The 17,461-nt window shown below is 70.7% G+C and carries 15 protein-coding genes; all 15 read left to right on the top strand.

From position 1 onward, the window contains the following. Positions 1-51: 51 nt before the first annotated feature. Complete coding sequence (gene rpmI / locus AC2IPW_RS13215; RefSeq protein ID WP_003937963.1) at positions 52-246, top strand: 50S ribosomal protein L35; 195 nt, start codon at positions 52-54, stop codon at positions 244-246. Positions 247-310: 64 nt separating this feature from the next. After that, positions 311-697, top strand: a complete 387-nt coding sequence (gene rplT, locus AC2IPW_RS13210) for a 50S ribosomal protein L20 (protein ID WP_003937964.1) — start codon at positions 311-313, stop codon at positions 695-697. A gap of 49 nt (positions 698-746) precedes the next feature. Further along, complete coding sequence (locus tag AC2IPW_RS13205; protein ID WP_486375003.1) at positions 747-1,559, top strand: TrmH family RNA methyltransferase; 813 nt, start codon at positions 747-749, stop codon at positions 1,557-1,559. Positions 1,560-1,667: 108 nt separating this feature from the next. After that, positions 1,668-2,738, top strand: a complete 1,071-nt coding sequence (gene pheS / locus AC2IPW_RS13200; protein WP_003937966.1) for a phenylalanine--tRNA ligase subunit alpha — start codon at positions 1,668-1,670, stop codon at positions 2,736-2,738. A 55-nt stretch (positions 2,739-2,793) separates the two neighbouring features. Beyond that, positions 2,794-5,280, top strand: a complete 2,487-nt coding sequence (gene pheT / locus AC2IPW_RS13195) for a phenylalanine--tRNA ligase subunit beta (RefSeq protein WP_486375002.1) — start codon at positions 2,794-2,796, stop codon at positions 5,278-5,280. Between the two features lie 28 nt (positions 5,281-5,308). Further along, entirely contained in the window at positions 5,309-5,695 is a 387-nt protein-coding gene (locus AC2IPW_RS13190) for a PspA/IM30 family protein (RefSeq protein ID WP_486375001.1), read from the top strand. A 60-nt stretch (positions 5,696-5,755) separates the two neighbouring features. Further along, on the top strand, positions 5,756-6,829 hold the full coding sequence (gene argC, locus AC2IPW_RS13185; protein WP_486375000.1) for an N-acetyl-gamma-glutamyl-phosphate reductase: 1,074 nt from the start codon (positions 5,756-5,758) through the stop codon (positions 6,827-6,829). After that, positions 6,826-8,082, top strand: a complete 1,257-nt coding sequence (gene argJ, locus AC2IPW_RS13180) for a bifunctional glutamate N-acetyltransferase/amino-acid acetyltransferase ArgJ (protein WP_289382550.1) — start codon at positions 6,826-6,828, stop codon at positions 8,080-8,082. The genes argC and argJ overlap by 4 nt, the downstream gene beginning before the upstream one ends. Continuing rightward, positions 8,079-9,017, top strand: coding sequence for an acetylglutamate kinase (gene argB / locus AC2IPW_RS13175; RefSeq protein WP_486374999.1), 939 nt, complete (start codon positions 8,079-8,081; stop codon positions 9,015-9,017). The genes argJ and argB overlap by 4 nt, the downstream gene beginning before the upstream one ends. Beyond that, a complete protein-coding gene (locus AC2IPW_RS13170; protein WP_486374998.1) occupies positions 9,014-10,201 on the top strand; it encodes an acetylornithine transaminase in 1,188 nt (395 codons plus the stop codon). The genes argB and AC2IPW_RS13170 overlap by 4 nt, the downstream gene beginning before the upstream one ends. A gap of 4 nt (positions 10,202-10,205) precedes the next feature. Then, the gene (gene argF, locus AC2IPW_RS13165) at positions 10,206-11,135 is read left to right on the top strand and encodes an ornithine carbamoyltransferase (protein WP_003937973.1); all 930 of its coding nucleotides are present in this window, start codon (positions 10,206-10,208) and stop codon (positions 11,133-11,135) included. Further along, on the top strand, positions 11,108-11,662 hold the full coding sequence (locus tag AC2IPW_RS13160; protein ID WP_414706298.1) for an arginine repressor: 555 nt from the start codon (positions 11,108-11,110) through the stop codon (positions 11,660-11,662). The genes argF and AC2IPW_RS13160 overlap by 28 nt, the downstream gene beginning before the upstream one ends. Positions 11,663-11,720: 58 nt before the next feature. Next, positions 11,721-12,920, top strand: coding sequence for an argininosuccinate synthase (locus tag AC2IPW_RS13155; protein ID WP_003937975.1), 1,200 nt, complete (start codon positions 11,721-11,723; stop codon positions 12,918-12,920). Between the two features lie 2 nt (positions 12,921-12,922). Beyond that, a complete protein-coding gene (gene argH / locus AC2IPW_RS13150) occupies positions 12,923-14,344 on the top strand; it encodes an argininosuccinate lyase (RefSeq protein ID WP_371384584.1) in 1,422 nt (473 codons plus the stop codon). 127 nt (positions 14,345-14,471) lie between these two features. After that, positions 14,472-17,435, top strand: a complete 2,964-nt coding sequence (locus AC2IPW_RS13145; RefSeq protein ID WP_486377002.1) for an AMP-binding protein — start codon at positions 14,472-14,474, stop codon at positions 17,433-17,435. Positions 17,436-17,461 lie beyond the last annotated feature (26 nt).

Raw genomic sequence — 17,461 nt, 5'->3', positions numbered from 1 at the left:
TGCGCGCGTGCCGGACGAACACGAGTAAATCCCCGACGAACTGAGGACTCCATGCCCAAGTCGAAGACCCATAGCGGCACCGCGAAGCGATTCAAGGTGTCCGGCAGCGGAAAGATCCTGCGCCAGAAGGCCGGCCGCCGCCACCTGCTCGAGCACAAGTCCTCCCGGGTGACGCGTCGCCTCGACGGCAAGGCCGCCGTCGCCGACGTCGACGTCCCGCGCGTCAAGCGCATGCTCGGCATCTGAGCTTCTTTCCCCGACCGACCCCCGGGGGCGATCTACTGCCCCCCGAGATTGACAGGACATATCAGTGGCACGCGTGAAGAGGGCCGTCAACGCCCAGAAGAAGCGCCGTTCGATCCTCGAGGCTTCCAAGGGCTACCGCGGGCAGCGCTCGCGTCTGTACCGCAAGGCCAAGGAGCAGCAGCTCCACTCGCTGACCTACGCCTACCGCGACCGTCGCGCGCGCAAGGGTGACTTCCGCAAGCTGTGGATCAGCCGTATCAACGCCGCTGCTCGCGCCAACGACATCACCTACAACCGCTTCATCCAGGGCCTGAAGGCCGCGGGTGTCGAGGTGGACCGCAAGATCCTCGCCGAGCTCGCCGTCTCCGACGCCGAGGCGTTCGCCGGCCTGGTCGCCGTGGCCAAGGCCGCGCTGCCCGCCGACGTCAACGCGCCGGCCGACGCCGCCTGAGCGCAGCGCCGAGACGACGCTGAACGCCACACCGGCACAGGAACGACCCGTGGACCCGCTCACCGAGCGCACCCCACGGGTCGTTTCTGCTGTCAAACTGCTGCGCACCGCCGACCGCCGCAAGGCCGGCCGCTTCCTCGCCGAGGGCGAGAACTCCGTCGGCGAGGCTCTCGCCACGGCCGTCGTGTACGAGGTGTTCGTCACCGAAGCCGCCGCCGCCCGCTACCCCGACCTGCTCGACGCCGCCCACCACCGGGGCGTGCGGGTCTCCACCGTCACCGAGCGTGCCGCCGCCCGGCTCTCGGACACCGTCACCCCGCCGGGCCTCGTCGCCGTGTGCGATCTGCTCGACGTACCACTCGCGCGGGCCCTGACACCGCCGCCCCGGCTGCTGGCCGTGCCCGTCGGGATCGCCGAGCCCGGCAATGCCGGCACCGTCATCCGCGTGGCCGACGCGGTCGGCGCCGACGCCGTGGTCCTGGCCGGCGACAGCGTCGACCCCCACAACGGCAAATGCGTCCGGGCCTCCGCGGGCAGTGTGTTCCACCTCCCGCTCGCCCGGGAACGCGACACCGGCACGGTCCTCGACGCGCTCGCCGCCGCCGGACTGCAGGTGCTCGCCACCGCTGCCGACGGCGAGGTCGACCTCGACGACGCCGACGAGTTGCTCGCCGCCCCCACCGCCTGGCTGTTCGGCAACGAGGCGCACGGCCTCGACCCGGCGGTCGCGGCACGGGCGGACCATCGGGTGCGCATTCCCATCCGTGGCCGCGCCGAATCGTTGAACCTCGCCACCGCCGCCTCGATCTGCCTGTACGCGAGCGCACGCGTGCAGCATCGCGCCGACAGGGCCGTGCCCTAGCGGGACCCGGCCATCGCCTAGGATTCGGGTGCTGCGCTGGCGCGATCCGCTCGACGCCGAACGTGGCACCACACCCATTGTTCGCCCGAAGAAGGAGATGCACCGGTCGTGGCCAAGAACGAGGGCGGCACCCCGCCGGCAGTCGATCCGAGCGCCCTGAGCGAGGAGTCGCTCGCCGCGTCCACCCAGGCCGCACTGAAGGCGTTCGCCGCCGCCACCGACCTCGACGCGCTCGCCCAGGCCAAGATCGACCACCTCGGCGACAAGGCGCCCGTCTCCCTCGCCAAACGCGCCCTGGGTAGCCTGCCCGGCAACCAGCGCGCCGACGCCGGCAAGCGGGTCAATGCCGCCCGTGGTGCTGTCACCGCGGCGTACGACGAGCGCCGCGCCGTGCTCCTCGCCGAACGCGACGCCGCGGTCCTCGTCGCCGAGGCCATCGACGTCACCCTGCCCGCCGGCCGACGCCCCGCCGGCGCACGGCATCCCATCACGATCATCTCCGACCAGATCGCCGACGTGTTCGTCGGCATGGGCTGGGAGATCGCCGAGGGTCCCGAGGTCGAAACCGAACACTTCAACTTCGACGCGCTGAACTTCCTGCCCGACCATCCCGCCCGCACGATGCAGGACACCTTCCACATCGCGCCGGAGGGCTCACGGCAGGTGCTGCGCACCCACACCTCGCCGGTGCAGGTGCGCACCATGCTGCACCGGGACATCCCCATCTACGTGGTGTGCCCCGGCCGCACCTTCCGCACCGACGAGCTCGACGCCACGCACACCCCGGTGTTCTCCCAGATCGAAGGCCTCGCCGTGGACAAGGGCCTGACCATGGCCCACCTGCGCGGCACCCTGGACGCATTCGCCCGAGCCCTGTTCGGGCCCGAGACCCGCACCCGGATGCGCCCGAACTACTTCCCGTTCACCGAGCCGTCCGCCGAGGTGGACGTGTGGTTCCCCAAGAAGAAGGGCGGCGCCGGCTGGGTCGAGTGGGGCGGCTGCGGCATGGTCAACCCCAACGTGCTGCGCGCGAGCGGCATCGACCCGGACGAGTACACCGGTTTCGCGTTCGGCATGGGCCTCGAGCGCACCCTGCAGTTCCGCAACGGCATCTCCGACATGCGCGACATCGTCGAGGGCGACATCCGCTTCACCCTCCCCTTCGGGGTGCAGGGCTGACACCGCCCCGACCCGAGATCCGACAACCGAACCGACCGAAAGAGCTGAGCGAAAAGTGCGAGTAGCGCAGTCCTGGCTGACCGAGATCCTGCAGCGCGCCACCCCCGAGTGGAACGTCACTGCCGAGGAACTCGACGCGGGATTCGTCCGGGTCGGACTCGAGGTGGAGGAAGTCGACACCCTCGCACGCATCGACGGCCCCCTCGTCGTCGGCCGCGTCCTCGAGATCACCGAGCTCACCGAATTCAAGAAGCCCATCCGCTTCTGCCAGGTCGACGTGGGGGAGGACGCCCCGCGCGGCATCGTATGCGGCGCCCGCAACTTCACCGAGGGCGACCTGGTGGTCGTCGCACTGCCCGGCGCGGTGCTCCCCGGCGGCTTCGCGATCGCCTCCCGCAAGACCTACGGCCGGGTCTCCGACGGGATGATCTGCTCGGTCGCCGAGCTCGGTGTCGGCAAGGACCACTCGGGCATCCTCGTGCTCGAGGAAGGCACCGCCGAGCCGGGCACCGACGCCAACGACCTGCTCGGCCTCGGCGACACCGTCATCGAGCTGAACATCACTCCCGACCGCGGCTACTGCTTCTCGTTGCGCGGACTGACCCGCGAACTCGCGTGCGGCTTCGACCTCGAGTTCGCCGACCCCGCGCACGTCGCACCCCACCCCGCCGAAGGCCCGGCCTACCCGATCCGGCTCGAACGCGAGACCGGAGCCACCCGCTTCGCCGCCCGCAAGGTCAGCGGCATCGACCCCGGCGCCGTGTCGCCGTGGTGGCTGCAGCGGCGGCTGCTGCTGTCCGGCATCCGCCCGATCTCCCCGGCCGTCGACGTGACCAACTACGTGCTGCTCGAACTCGGGCAGCCGCTGCACGCCTTCGACGCCGCCACCCTCCGCGGTGAGCTCGTCGTCCGGCGTGCGCAGGCGGGGGAGAAGCTGACCACCCTCGACGGCATCGAACGCACCCTCGACCCCGAGGACGTCGTCATCACCGACGACTCCGGGGTGGTCTCCCTCGCCGGGATCATGGGTGGCGCCGCGACCGAGGTGAGCGGCACCACCACCGAGGTCCTGCTCGAGGCTGCCACCTGGGACCCGCTCGCCGTGTTCCGCAGCGCCCGGCGCCACAAACTGGTGAGCGAGGCGGGCAAGCGTTTCGAACGCAACGTCGACCCCGAGGTGGCGCTGCCGGCCCTGGACCGCGCCGCGGCGCTGCTCGTGGAGATCGCCGGTGGCCGCGTCGAGCCGGTCCTGACCGACCTGTCCGTGCCCGTCGAGCCGGTCTCGATCCGCATGGACATCGATCTGCCCGACCGCATCGCCGGGGTCGCCTACCCGACCGGCACCGCCGCGCGCCGGCTCACCCAGATCGGATGCGGCGTCGAAGTCGGTGTCGGCCCGGACGGACACGGCCAGCTCGTGGTGACACCGCCGACCTGGCGCCCCGACCTGCGTCAGCCCGCCGACCTGGTGGAGGAGGTGTTGCGGCTCGAGGGGCTGGAGCAGATCCCGTCCGTGCTCCCGGCCGCCCCGGCGGGCCGCGGACTGACCCCGAGTCAGAAACGACGCCGCGCCGTGGGCCGCGCCCTGGCCGCCGACGGTCACGTCGAGGTGCTCGCCCCGGTCTTCCTGCCGGCTCACGTGTTCGACTCGTGGGGTCTCGACGCCGACGACCCCCGCCGCACCACCACGACGGTCCTCAACCCACTCGAGGCCGATCGTCCGGAGCTGGCGACGACGCTGCTGCCCGGCCTGCTCGAGGTGCTCGCCCGCAACGTCTCCCGAGGTCAGCGCGACCTGGCGCTCTATGCGATCGCGCAGGTCGTCCTGCCCGGCCCCGGTACCCGGCCGGTGCCGCCCCTGCCGGTGGACCGGCGCCCCACGGACGAGGAGATCGCGCTGCTCGAGGGTTCGCTGCCTGCGCAGCCCGTCCACGTCGGGGCGGTGCTGTGCGGCCTGCGGGAACCCGCCGGGCCGTGGGGACCGGGCCGGCCCGCGGATGCGACCGACGCGTTCGCCGCGGCAGAGACCGTCGCGGCCGCCGCCGGCGTCCGGCTGCAGCGCCGCGCCGCGCAGTACCTGCCGTGGCATCCGGGCCGCTGCGCCGAACTGCTGGTCGACGGTGTCGTTGTCGGTCACGCCGGTGAGCTGCATCCCGCGGTGCTCGAGCGCGCGGGGCTGCCCGCCCGCACGTGCGCCTTCGAGCTCGACCTCGACGCGCTGCCGATCGTGGAGTCGTTGCCGGCGCCGAAGATCTCCCCGTTCCCGGCCGTCCTGCAGGACGTCGCCGTCGTCGTGGCCGAGGAGATCCCGGCCGCCGACGTCGAGGAGGCTCTGCGCGCGGGTGGCGGCGAACTGCTCGAGGACATCCGCCTGTTCGACGTGTTCGAAGGCACACAGGTGGGGGAGGGGCGTAAGTCGCTCGCCTTCGCGTTGCGCTTCCGCGCGCTGGACCGCACCCTCACGGAGGACGAGGCCAGCGCGGCCCGGGACTCCGCTGTCGCCGCGGCCGGCGCGGCGGTCGGCGCCGAACTGCGGCACTGAGCCACCGCGGCGGACGTAGCCTGGGAGCATGACTATCGATCCGTCCTCCCCCGCTCCCGACGCCCCGGCCGCACCGGTGCCGGACGTGACCCCGGCGGAACCCGGTTCGCCGTCGGTGCCGGACGTGACCCCGGCGGAACCCGGTTCCCCGTCGGTGCCGGACGTTCCCGCGTCCCCGGTCGGGCCGGACGTGACACCCGCAGAGGGGGAGGACTCCGGTTACACCTCGGCCGGAGTGCCCACGTTCGACTCGGTGCGGGAGAAGATCGAGCGACGCGCGGGCACCGCGGTCGGTGCGGAGGAACTCGCCCGCGAGAGTGTGGCGGGGCGCACGCTCGAGGAGCAGTTCGACGAGCGCCGACAGGCCGCCGCCGACAGACTGCGCGAGATCCGCCGCTCGCTGGCCCAGGAGTGAACGGGCGCGCCCGCACCCGCCCGTGTGAATGAAGTTGCATGATGGTGCATAATCAATCGCATGGGTAACTCACCGGAATTCACGGCGACCGCACAGTCACCGATTCGGGTCGCCGTCGCAGGGGCGAGCGGGTATGCGGGCGGCGAGATCCTGCGTCTGCTCCTCGGTCATCCCGCCTACCAGGACGGCCGCCTCGTCGTCGGCGCACTCACCGCCGGTGGCAACGCCGGCGCGAGACTCCGCGAATTCCACCCCCACCTGCTCCCGCTGGCCGACCGCGTCCTCGGCGCCACCGACTTCGACACCCTGAGCGGCCACGACGTCGTGTTCCTCGGTCTGCCACACGGCCACTCCGCCGTCATCGCCGAGCAGCTGCCCGACACCACCGTCGTCATCGACTGCGGCGCCGACTTCCGCCTGTCCGAGTCCGCCGACTGGCAGCGCTGGTACGGCGGAGATCACGCCGGAACCTGGCCGTACGGAATGCCCGAACTCCCCGGCAAGCGCGAGCACCTGATCGGAGCCACCCGGATCGCGGTCCCCGGCTGCTACCCCACATCGGCCACCCTCGCCCTCGCCCCCGCCGTCGCGGCCGGCATCGTCGAGCCGGCAGTCCACGTCGTCGCCGTATCCGGCACCTCCGGCGCCGGCAAGTCCCTCCGAGCCGACCTCCTCGGCTCCGAGGTCATGGGCTCCGTGCGGGCCTACGCCGTCGGGGGAGCACACCGGCACACCCCCGAAATCAAGCAGAACCTCGCCACCCTGACCGACGCCGCCGTATCCGTCTCCTTCACCCCCGTGCTGGCGCCGATGCCGCGCGGCATCCTCGCCACCTGCACCGCCCCCACCACCGCCACCGCCGACGAGGCCCGGGCCGTGTACGAGAAGGCCTACGCCGACGAGCCGTTCGTGCACGTACTGCCCGAAGGGACGCTGCCCAGCACCGGCGCGGTACTCGGCTCCAACGCCGTGCACCTCGCCGTCACCGTCGACTCCGACGCCGGCGTCCTCGTCGTCGTCGCCGCACTCGACAACCTGACCAAAGGCACCGCCGGCGCGGCGGTGCAATCCATGAACCTGGCGCTCGGCCTCCCCGAGACCGCCGGCCTGTCCACCGTGGGAGTCGCCCCGTGAGCATCGACAGACAGTCCACCGACGACAACGTCTACGCCGACGCGGTCGAGATCGCCGGCGGCCGCCTGATCCGCACCCAGGGCGTCACCTCGCCGGCCGGGTTCCGCGCCGCCGGCATCCCCGCCGGCATCAAAGCCTCCGGCAACCCGGACCTCGCGCTCGTCTTCAACGAGGGGCCGGAGCTGACAGCAGCCGGCGTCTTCACCACCAACAAGATCAAGGCCGCGCCCGTGCTGTGGTCGCAGCAGGTCCTGACGTCCGGCGCGCTGCGCGCGGTGATCCTCAACTCCGGCGGCGCCAACGCCTGCACCGGACCCGGCGGCTTCCAGGACACCCACGCCACCGCGGAGAAGGTCGCCGAAACCCTCAGCAACTGGGGCACCGAAACCGGTGCCGGCGAGGTCGCGGTGTGCTCGACCGGCCTCATCGGCGACCGACTGCCCATGGACAAGGTCCTCGCCGGCGTCGCGGAGATCGTCCACGAACTCGCCGGCGGGATCTCCGGCGGCACCGACGCCGCGTACGCCATCATGACCACCGACACCGTCCCCAAACAGGCCGCCCTGCACCACGCCGACAAGTGGAACGTCGGCGGCATGGCCAAGGGCGCAGGCATGCTCGCCCCCGCCCTGGCCACCATGCTGTGCGTGGTCACCACCGACGCGGTCGCCACCGCCGAGCAGCTCGACCGCGCCCTGCGCGCCGCCACCCGGCTCACGTTCGACCGTCTCGACGTCGACGGGTCGACCTCCACCAACGACACCGTGCTGCTGCTCGCGTCCGGGGCCAGTGGCATCACCCCCACCCAGGATCAGCTCGACGCCGCCGTCCTCGCAGTGTGCGACGACCTCGCCGCACAGATGGCGGCCGACGCCGAGGGCGTCACCAAGCGGGTCACCGTCACCGTCCGCGGCGCCGCCACCGAACAGGACGCCCTCGTCGGTGCGCGGACCGTTGCGCGCGACAACCTCGTCAAGACCGCCCTGTTCGGTTCCGACCCCAACTGGGGACGTGTCCTCGCCGCCATCGGCATCGCTCCCATCGCGCTCGACCCCGAGCGCATCTCCGTCACGTTCAATGGATCCCCGGTGTGCATCGACGGCGTGGGCGCTCCCGGCGCCCGAGAGGTCGACCTGTCCGGCCCCGACATCGCCCTCGACATCGACCTCGGCGTCGGCGACGTCGAGGTGACCATCCGCACCACCGACCTCTCCCACGGATACGTCGAAGAGAACTCGGCCTACTCGTCATGACCGGAACCGAGGCGAGCACCGACCCCATCGCGCAGCTCACCGCCCACCAGAAGGCCTACGTCCTCGCCGAGGCCCTGCCGTGGCTGCAGAAATTCCGCGGCAGGATCGTCGTGGTCAAGTACGGCGGCAACGCCATGATCGACGACCGGCTCAAGCGCGCCTTCGCCGCCGACATGGCGTTCCTGCGCACCGTCGGCGTCCACCCCGTCGTCGTCCACGGCGGCGGACCACAGATCAACGCCATGCTGAAGCGACTGGGCATGACCGGGGAGTTCCGCGGTGGTTTCCGCGTCACCACCCCCGAGGTGATGGACGTCGTCCGCATGGTGCTGTTCGGGCAGGTCGGCCGCGAACTCGTCGGCTTGATCAACGCCCACGGCCCGTATGCCGTCGGCATCTCCGGCGAAGACGCCCACCTGTTCACCGCCACGCGCCGAACGGTCGTCGTCGACGGCCTGGACACCGACATCGGTCTCGTCGGCGATGTCACCGCCGTCGACCCCGCCGCCGTCCACGACCTCATCGCCGCCGGCCGCATCCCCGTCGTCTCCACCATCGCCCCCGACGCCGACGGCGTCGTCCACAACATCAACGCCGACACCGCGGCCGCCGCGCTCGCCGAGGTGCTCGGAGCGGAGAAACTCGTCGTCCTCACCGACGTCGAAGGCCTCTACACGGACTGGCCCGACCGCAGTTCCCTCACCAGCGCCATCGATGCCGACGCGCTGGCCGAACTACTGCCGTCCCTCGACGCGGGGATGGTCCCGAAGATGGAAGCCTGCCTGCGCGCGGTCCGCGGCGGCGTGCCGACGGCCCACGTCATCGACGGACGACAGCCGCACTCGGTGCTGCTCGAACTCCTCACCGAGGAAGGCATCGGCACGATGGTCACCCCCCACCCCGCGGTCGCTCCCACCCAGGAAGGCACCCCATGACCGGCACGTCCGAACTCCAGCAGCGCTGGGCCGGGTCGCTGATGAACAACTACGGCGTCCCCAAGATCGCCCTGGTCGCCGGCGACGGTGCCGTGGTCACCGACGCCGACGGCAAGCAGTACCTCGACCTGCTCGGCGGCATCGCCGTCAACGCCCTCGGCCACCGCCATCCCGCCATCCGCGACGCCGTCACCGCACAACTCGACACCCTCGGTCACGTGTCCAACCTCTACGCCAGCGGACCCGTCGTCGAACTCGCCGAACGCCTCCTCGCGCACTTCGGGCACCCCGGCCGGGCGTTCTTCTGCAATTCCGGCACCGAAGCCAACGAGGCGGCGTTCAAACTCGCCCGGCTCACCGGACGGCCCAAGATCATCGCGGCAGAGAAGGCCTTCCACGGCCGCACCATGGGTGCGTTGGCCCTCACGGGCCAGCCCGACAAGCGCGCCCCGTTCGAACCTATGCCCCCCGGCGTCGAGTTCGTCCCCTACGGCGACGCCGATGCTCTCGATGCCGCCGTCGACGAGAACACCGCCGCCGTGTTCCTCGAGCCCATCATGGGCGAGTCCGGTGTGGTCGTGCCTCCCGAGGACTACCTCGTCCAGGCCCGCCGCATCACCGCCGAACGCGGGGCGCTGCTCGTCCTCGACGAGGTGCAGACCGGCATCGCACGCACCGGGACGTTCTTCGCCCACCAGGCCGCCGGTATCGTGCCCGACGTCATGACCCTCGCCAAGGGCCTCGGCGGTGGCCTGCCCATCGGTGCCGTCCTCGCCACCGGTCCGGCCGCCGAGTTCTTCCAGCCCGGCAAGCACGGCACCACTTTCGGCGGCAATCCGGTGTGTGCCGCCGCCGCGCTCGCCGTCTTGCGCACCATCGACGAGCAGGACCTGCTGGCCCACGTCGACGCCGTCGGCAAATCCATCGCCACCGGCATCGAGGCACTCGGCCACCCCCTCGTCGACCACGTCCGAGGCGCCGGCCTGCTGCTCGGCATCGTCCTCACCGACACCCGGGCCCCCGCCGTCGAAGCGGCCGCCCGGGACGCCGGCTATCTCGTCAACGCCGCCGCACCCGACGTCGTCCGCCTCGCCCCACCGCTGATCCTCACCCAGGAACAGGCCGACGGATTCGTCGCGACACTGCCCTGCGTGCTCGACGCCGCCCGGCAGGAAGGAAACTAGACCCATGGTGAAGCACTTCCTGAAGGACGACGACCTCACGCCCGCGCAACAGCGCGAGGTCCTCGACCTCGCCGCAGCCCTGAAGAAGGCGCCGTTCTCGGCCCGTCCCCTCGAGGGCCCGCGCGGCGTCGGCGTCATCTTCGAGAAGAACTCGACCCGCACCCGATTCTCCTTCGAGATGGGCATCGCCCAGCTCGGCGGCCACGCCGTCGTCGTCGACGGCCGCACCACCCAGCTCGGACGGGAAGAAACCCTGCAGGACACCGGCCGCGTCCTGTCCCGCTACGTCGACGCCGTCGTCTGGCGCACCTTCGGCCAGGACCGACTCCAGGCGATGGCCGAAGGCGCCACCGTGCCCCTCGTCAACGCCCTGTCCGACGAGTACCACCCCTGCCAGGTCCTCGCGGACCTGCTCACCTTGCGCGAACACAAGGGGGAGCTGCAGGGACTGAAACTGACCTACCTCGGCGACGGCGCCAACAACATGGCGCACTCGCTCATGCTCGGCGGCGTCACCGCCGGCATCGACGTCACGATCGCCGCCCCCGCCGGTTTCGCCCCGGATCCCGCCGTCGTGGCCGCAGCCCGCGCCCGCGCCGCCGAAACCGGCGCGCAGATCACCCTCACCGAGGACGCGCGCGCCGCCGCCACCGGCGCCGACGCCCTCGTCACCGACACCTGGACGTCCATGGGCCAGGAGAACGACGGACTCGACCGCGTCGGTCCCTTCCGCCCGTACCAGGTCAACGCCGAGCTGCTCGCACTCGCCGACCCGAAGGCCGTCGTGCTGCACTGCCTGCCCGCCCACCGCGGTGACGAGGTCACCGACGAGGTTCTCGACGGACCGCAGTCGGTGGTGTGGGACGAGGCCGAGAACCGCCTCCACGCCCAGAAGGCACTGCTCGTATGGCTGCTCGAGCAGCGCGAACGGTAACCGTGAGCAGCGTGGCCGAACCGTCGAGCGGCGCCGGACCGGCCGGCGCCGCCGCGGCCCCGACCCGCGCGGCCCGGCAGGCCCGGATCACCGCACTCGTCGCCACCCGCGCGATCCGCAGCCAGCCGGAACTCGCCGCGCTGCTCGCCGCCGAAGGCATCGAGGTGTCCAACGCCACCCTCTCCCGCGACCTCGAGGAACTCGGTGCGGTCAAACTCCGCGGAGCCGACGGCGGGCCCGGGGTGTACGTCGTCCCCGAGGACGGGAGCCCCGTCCGGGGCGTGTCCGGAGGCACCGACCGGCTCTCCCGCCTCCTCGGCGAACTGCTGGTCTCCACCGACTCGAGCGGCAACATCGCGGTGCTCCGCACCCCACCCGGAGCAGCGCACTATCTGGCCAGCGCACTCGATCGGGCATCATTACCCGAAGTGGTCGGCACCATCGCCGGCGACGACACCATCGCGGTGATCGCGCGTGAGCCCCTCACCGGAGCCGACCTCGCCGCGAAGATCGAATCCCTGGCCTGATCCGATCGCGCACCGAGCACCACAGACACACGTTCAATCAAGAAGGAGCACAAACACAATGGCCGATCGCGTCGTACTCGCCTACTCGGGCGGGCTGGACACCTCCGTCGCCATAAGCTGGATCGGCAAGGAGACCGGCAAGGAGGTCGTCGCCGTCGCCATCGATCTCGGCCAGGGCGGCGAGGACATGGAGGTCGTGCGCCAGCGCGCCCTCGACTGCGGCGCCGTCGAATCGATCGTCGTCGACGCCAAGGACGAGTTCGCCAACGAGTACTGCCTGCCCACCGTCCAGGCCAACGCGCTCTACATGGACCGCTACCCCCTGGTCTCGGCCATCAGCCGGCCGCTGATCGTCAAGCACATCGTGCAGGCCGCGCGTGAGCACGGCGGCACCGTCGTCTCCCACGGCTGCACCGGCAAGGGCAACGACCAGGTCCGCTTCGAGGTGGGCTTCGGCGCCCTCGCACCCGACCTCCAGGTCATCGCCCCGGTCCGCGACTACGCCTGGACCCGCGAAAAGGCCATCGCCTTCGCCGAGGAACACGGCCTGCCGATCAATGTCACCAAGCGCTCGCCGTTCTCCATCGACCAGAACGTGTGGGGCCGCGCCGTCGAGACCGGCTTCCTCGAGGACCTGTGGAACGCCCCCACCAAGGACGTCTACGACTACACCGAGGACCCCACCGCCCACTGGCAGGCACCCGACGAGCTGATCGTCAGCTTCGAGGCCGGCCGCCCCGTCGCCATCGACGGCAAGCACGTCACCGTCCTCGAGGCCATCCAGGAGCTCAACAAGCGCGCCGGTGCCCAGGGCGTGGGCCGCCTCGACATGGTCGAGGACCGCCTCGTCGGTATCAAGAGCCGCGAGATCTACGAGGCCCCCGGCGCCATCGCCCTCATCACCGCGCACCAGGAACTCGAGCACGTCACCGTCGAGCGCGAACTCGGCCGCTACAAGCGGCGCGTGGAGGAGCGCTGGAGCGAGCTGGTCTACGACGGCCTGTGGTTCTCGCCGCTGAAGCACGCCCTCGACGCGTTCATCAAGAACACCCAGGAGCGCGTCACCGGCGACATCCGCATGGTCTTCCACGGCGGCCACATCACCGTCAACGGACGTCGCAGCCCCGAGTCGCTCTACGACTTCAACCTCGCCACCTACGACGAGGGCGACAGCTTCGACCAGTCCAACGCCAAGGGCTTCGTGCAGATCCACGGCCTGTCCTCCAAGGTCGCCGCGAAGCGGGATCTGGGCCTGTAGCGATGACCGCTCACGGCACCAACGAAGGCGCCCTGTGGGGCGGCCGGTTCGCATCCGGACCGGCCGCCGCCATGGCGGCGCTGAGCAAATCCACCCACTTCGACTGGGCACTCGCCCCCTACGACGTCCGTGCCTCCAAGGCACACGCGCGGGTGCTGCACAAGGCCGGCCTGCTCAGCGATGCCGACCTCACCGCCATGCTCGACGGCCTCGACCGGCTCGCCACCGACGTCGCCTCCGGTGCGTTCACCCCCGCCGAGTCCGACGAGGACGTCCACGGCGCCCTCGAACGCGGGCTCATCGAGCGGGTCGGGCCCGAAGTCGGCGGCCGGCTGCGCGCCGGTCGCTCCCGCAACGACCAGGTCGCCACGCTGTTCCGGATGTGGCTGCGCGACGCGGCGCGACGCATCGCCGACGGGGTCCTCGCCGTCGTCGACGCCCTCGCCGACCAGGCCGCCGCCCATCCCACCGCCGTGATGCCGGGCAAGACCCACCTGCAGGCGGCACAGCCGGTACTGCTCGCGCACCACCTGCTCGCCCACGCCCATCCGCTTCTGCGCGACGTACAGCGGTTGCGGGACTTCGATGCGCGTGCCGCGGTGTCCCCGTACGGTTCCGGAGCCCTTGCGGGCTCCTCTCTCGGCTTGGACCCCGACGCGATCGCGGCCGAGCTGAACTTCGACTCCGCCGCCGAGAACTCGATCGACGCCACCTCCTCACGGGATTTCGCCGCCGAGGCCGCGTTCGTGTTCGCGATGATCGCGGTCGACCTTTCCCGCATGGCGGAGGAGGTCATCCTGTGGAGCACGCCGGAGTTCGGCTACATCACCCTCGCCGACGAATGGTCCACCGGCTCGTCGATCATGCCGCAGAAGAAGAATCCGGACGTCTCGGAGCTGACCCGGGGCAAAGCAGGCCGCCTCATCGGCAACCTCACCGGCCTGCTCGCCACCCTCAAGGCCCAGCCGCTGGCGTACAACCGGGACCTGCAGGAAGACAAGGAGCCGGTGTTCGACTCGGTCGCGCAGCTCGAGCTCCTGCTGCCGGCGATCACCGGCCTCGTGTCCACCCTGACCTTCCACACCGATCGCATGGCCGAGCTGGCACCGGCCGGGTTCACTCTCGCCACCGACATCGCCGAGTGGATGGTGCGCCAGGGAGTGCCGTTCCGGGTCGCGCACGAGGCGGCCGGCGCCTGCGTGCGCGCGGCGGAGGCACGGGGCGTCGGACTCGAGGACCTGACCGACGACGAACTGGCCGCGGTCGACGCCGCACTGACCCCGCAGGTACGTGAGGTCCTCACCGTGGAGGGCTCGATCGCCTCGCGCAACGCCCGCGGCGGCACCGCAGGCGTCCGGGTCGGTGAACAGCTCGACGGTGTCCGTACCGCCACCCGCGCGCTGCGGGACTGGGTGCGCGGCTGACCGACGTGCTCGGCGAACGCCGCCATCGGGTCGACGTAATGTGGCAGGCTGTCATTCCTGACAGGGTCGACACACGCAGAACTCGGCGGATGGGAAGAGGTTCGTGGCACTGGGCGGTGGATCGGTGATGGGGCCCCTGCGACGTGTGGTGGCGACCGCGCAGAACGGCCTCGAGGTGATCCGTCACGGCGGCCTGGAAACGGGGGCGACACCCTCCCCGTTCCAGGTCGTCGAGCGGACCGGCATGTACAGGCTGCGGCACTACTACCCGGAATCCGACGCTGCCGAGAACGGCGCTCCCGTGGTGATGGTTCCCCCGATGATGATGTCGGCGGACGTGTACGACGTCACTCGTGAGACGGGAGCGGTCGGCATCCTGCACTCGATGGGCCTCGATCCCTGGGTGGTCGACTTCGGTTCCCCGGACCGGGAGGAAGGCGGGTGGGACCGCACCCTCACCGATCACATCATCGCCCTCGACGAGATCGTCGACCACGTACACGACTACACCGGCCGTGACATCCACCTCGCCGGGTACTCGCAGGGCGGGATGTTCTGCTATCAGGCCGCGGCCTACCGCCGTAGTCGGCACGTCGCGAGCCTGATCACCTTCGGCAGCCCGGTGGACACCCTGGCCGCGCTGCCGTTCGGGATCCCGGAGGGCGTCGCGGTCCGGGCGGCCGACTTCCTCGCCGACCACGTCTTCAACCGTCTCGCCATCACCGGTTGGATGGCCAAGACCGGCTTCCAATTCCTCGACCCTGTCAAGACGGTCCGGTCGCGCATCGAGTTCCTCATGCAGCTGCACGACCGGGAAGCCCTTCTGCCACGCGAACCTCAGCGCCGCTTCCTCGACACCGAGGGTTGGGTGGCCTGGTCCGGTCCCGCGGTGGCCGAACTGCTGCGCCAGTTCATCGTGCACAACCGCATGGTGAGCGGCGGATTCGTCATCAACGACCGCGCTGTGAGCCTGGCCGAGATAACCTGTCCGATCCTCGCGTTCGTCGGCGAGGTGGACGACATCGGCCAGCCCCTCGCAGTGCGCGGCATCCGAAAGGCCGCCCCCCGGGCTCAGGTGTTCGAATATTCGCTACGCGCAGGGCATTTCGGACTAGTCGTGGGTGGCACCGCGGCGCGGCAGACCTGGCCCGCCGTCGGCGAATGGGTGCAGTGGCGTGAAGGGCATGGCGACCGACCGGTCGGCATCGGCCGGATGGCCATCCCCGAACTCCACGCGGAAGGGGAGACCGGGGTGTCCGTCGCGACCCGGCTCACCCACACCGTCGCGACCATCGCAGAGGTCGGCGTGGAGGTCGGCAAGGGCATCGCCGATCTGGCGTCCGAGACGGTGCGCGGCGCGCGGGAGCTGTCGGGGGAAGCCGCCCGGGCCCTACCGCGACTGGCCCGGCTCGGACAGATCCAGCCCCGCACCCGGATCTCCCTTGCCGGTGTCCTCACCGAGCAGTGCCGCAAGGGGCCGCACCGCGAGTGCTTCATCTACGAGGACCGCGTCTACACCTTCGCCGACGTCAATCGCCGGATCGACAACGTAGTGCGCGGACTGGTGCACTGCGGCGTGCGTCCCGCCGCTCACATCGGCATCCTGATGGACACCCGTCCCAGCGCTATGGCCGCGGTCACGGCCGTCTCCCGGATCGGCGCGGTGTCGGTCCTGCTCCCACCCGGGCCCGACCTCGACGAAGCGATCCGGTTGGGTGGTGTCCAGAAGATCATCACCGACCCCGAGAACCTCGATCGGGCACTCGCCACGGGGATTTCGGCCCTGGTACTCGGCGGTGGCAGCATTCGCGAACTCGACATCGCGCCCGGTGCAGACGCCGTCGATCTCGAGCACCTCGACATCACCACGATCGAACTCCCCGGCTGGTATGCCCCCGATCCCGGTGTCGCGCGGGAACTTGCGTTCCTCCTGTTCACCGGGAGTGGTGAGACCCTGGAGATGCGTCAGATCTCCAACCACCGATGGGCGCTCTCCGCCTTCGGGACCGCCACCGCCGCCGCGCTCGGCCGCGGCGACACGGTCTACTGCCTTGCCCCGCTTTATCATTCGTCCGGTCTGCTGGTCAGCTTCGGCGGCGCACTCGCGGGTGGCTGCCGAATAGCGCTGTCCCACGGTCTCGATCCCGCGCGCTTCAGCGAGGAAGTTCACCGCTACGGCGTCACCGTCGTCACCTACACCTGGGCGATGATGAGGGACATCCTCGACAGCCCCGCGCTGCACATCGACGAGATCCATCCGGTCCGCCTCTTCATCGGCTCGGGCATGCCTCCCGGACTGTGGCGGCGGACCCTCGACCGTTTCGCTCCCGCACAGGTGCTCGAGTTCTATGCCTCCACCGACGGCGAGGTCGTCCTCGCCAACGTCTCGGGTGCCAAGATCGGGTGCAAGGGACGACCGTTGCCCGGCAGCGCCGAGGCGCGCTTGGCCACCTGGGATCCCACGACCGGGCGCCTGGTGGAGGATGCGCGGGGCTTCGTCCGCGAAAGCGCGGACGGCGAGGTCGGACTCCTGCTCGGGCGGCCCAGTGCCTCGACCGAAACACTGCCCGGTGTCATGCGGGGAGTGTTCGAAGTCGGCGACGTATGGGTGCCTACCGAGAACCTCTTCCGTCGAGACCAGGACGGTGACTACTGGCTGCTCGACAGCAAGCACACTGTCATCCGCACCCCGCACGGACCGGTATACGGCCAGCCGGTGGCAGACGCTCTCGGTAGTATCCCGAAGGTCGATCTCTGCGTCGTCTACGGTGTGCGCACCGCCGACACCGAAGTCGCCGTGGCCGCCTGCACTCTGCGCGAGAACCGCGCGCCGAGCGCCGCCGAGATCACCGCGGCACTCGACGCAGTCCCCGCCTCGGAACGACCCGATCTCGTGCATGTCGTGCCGCACATCGAACTCGGGCCCACATTCCGGCCCGTGCCCGGCGATCTGCCGGCGCGAGGCCTGCCGAAGCCGACGGTGCGGTCGTGGTTCGCCGATCCCGACACCGGAACCTACAAGCGGTTCACCAAAGCGGTCGCGGTGAGATTTGCCGGCGTCGGCGCTGGTCCGGCGCCGGGCGCACGGTAGCGTGGGCCCGTCCGACCCCACAACAC

Source organism: Rhodococcus sp. NS-SX18 (genome assembly GCF_057367935.1).
The sequence above is the reverse complement of the archived record's forward strand: the minus strand, read 5'-3'. Positions and strand labels throughout refer to the sequence as shown.

Coding starts and splice junctions, on each gene's coding strand:
- rpmI (WP_003937963.1), top strand. CDS start 52: ATGCCCAAGTCGAAGACCCATAGCGGCACCGCGAAGCGATTCAAGGTG.
- AC2IPW_RS13155 (WP_003937975.1), top strand. CDS start 11,721: ATGGCCGATCGCGTCGTACTCGCCTACTCGGGCGGGCTGGACACCTCC.
- argB (WP_486374999.1), top strand. CDS start 8,079: ATGACCGGAACCGAGGCGAGCACCGACCCCATCGCGCAGCTCACCGCC.
- AC2IPW_RS13145 (WP_486377002.1), top strand. CDS start 14,472: ATGGGGCCCCTGCGACGTGTGGTGGCGACCGCGCAGAACGGCCTCGAG.
- AC2IPW_RS13170 (WP_486374998.1), top strand. CDS start 9,014: ATGACCGGCACGTCCGAACTCCAGCAGCGCTGGGCCGGGTCGCTGATG.
- argF (WP_003937973.1), top strand. CDS start 10,206: ATGGTGAAGCACTTCCTGAAGGACGACGACCTCACGCCCGCGCAACAG.
- AC2IPW_RS13160 (WP_414706298.1), top strand. CDS start 11,108: ATGGCTGCTCGAGCAGCGCGAACGGTAACCGTGAGCAGCGTGGCCGAA.
- AC2IPW_RS13190 (WP_486375001.1), top strand. CDS start 5,309: ATGACTATCGATCCGTCCTCCCCCGCTCCCGACGCCCCGGCCGCACCG.
- argH (WP_371384584.1), top strand. CDS start 12,923: ATGACCGCTCACGGCACCAACGAAGGCGCCCTGTGGGGCGGCCGGTTC.
- argC (WP_486375000.1), top strand. CDS start 5,756: ATGGGTAACTCACCGGAATTCACGGCGACCGCACAGTCACCGATTCGG.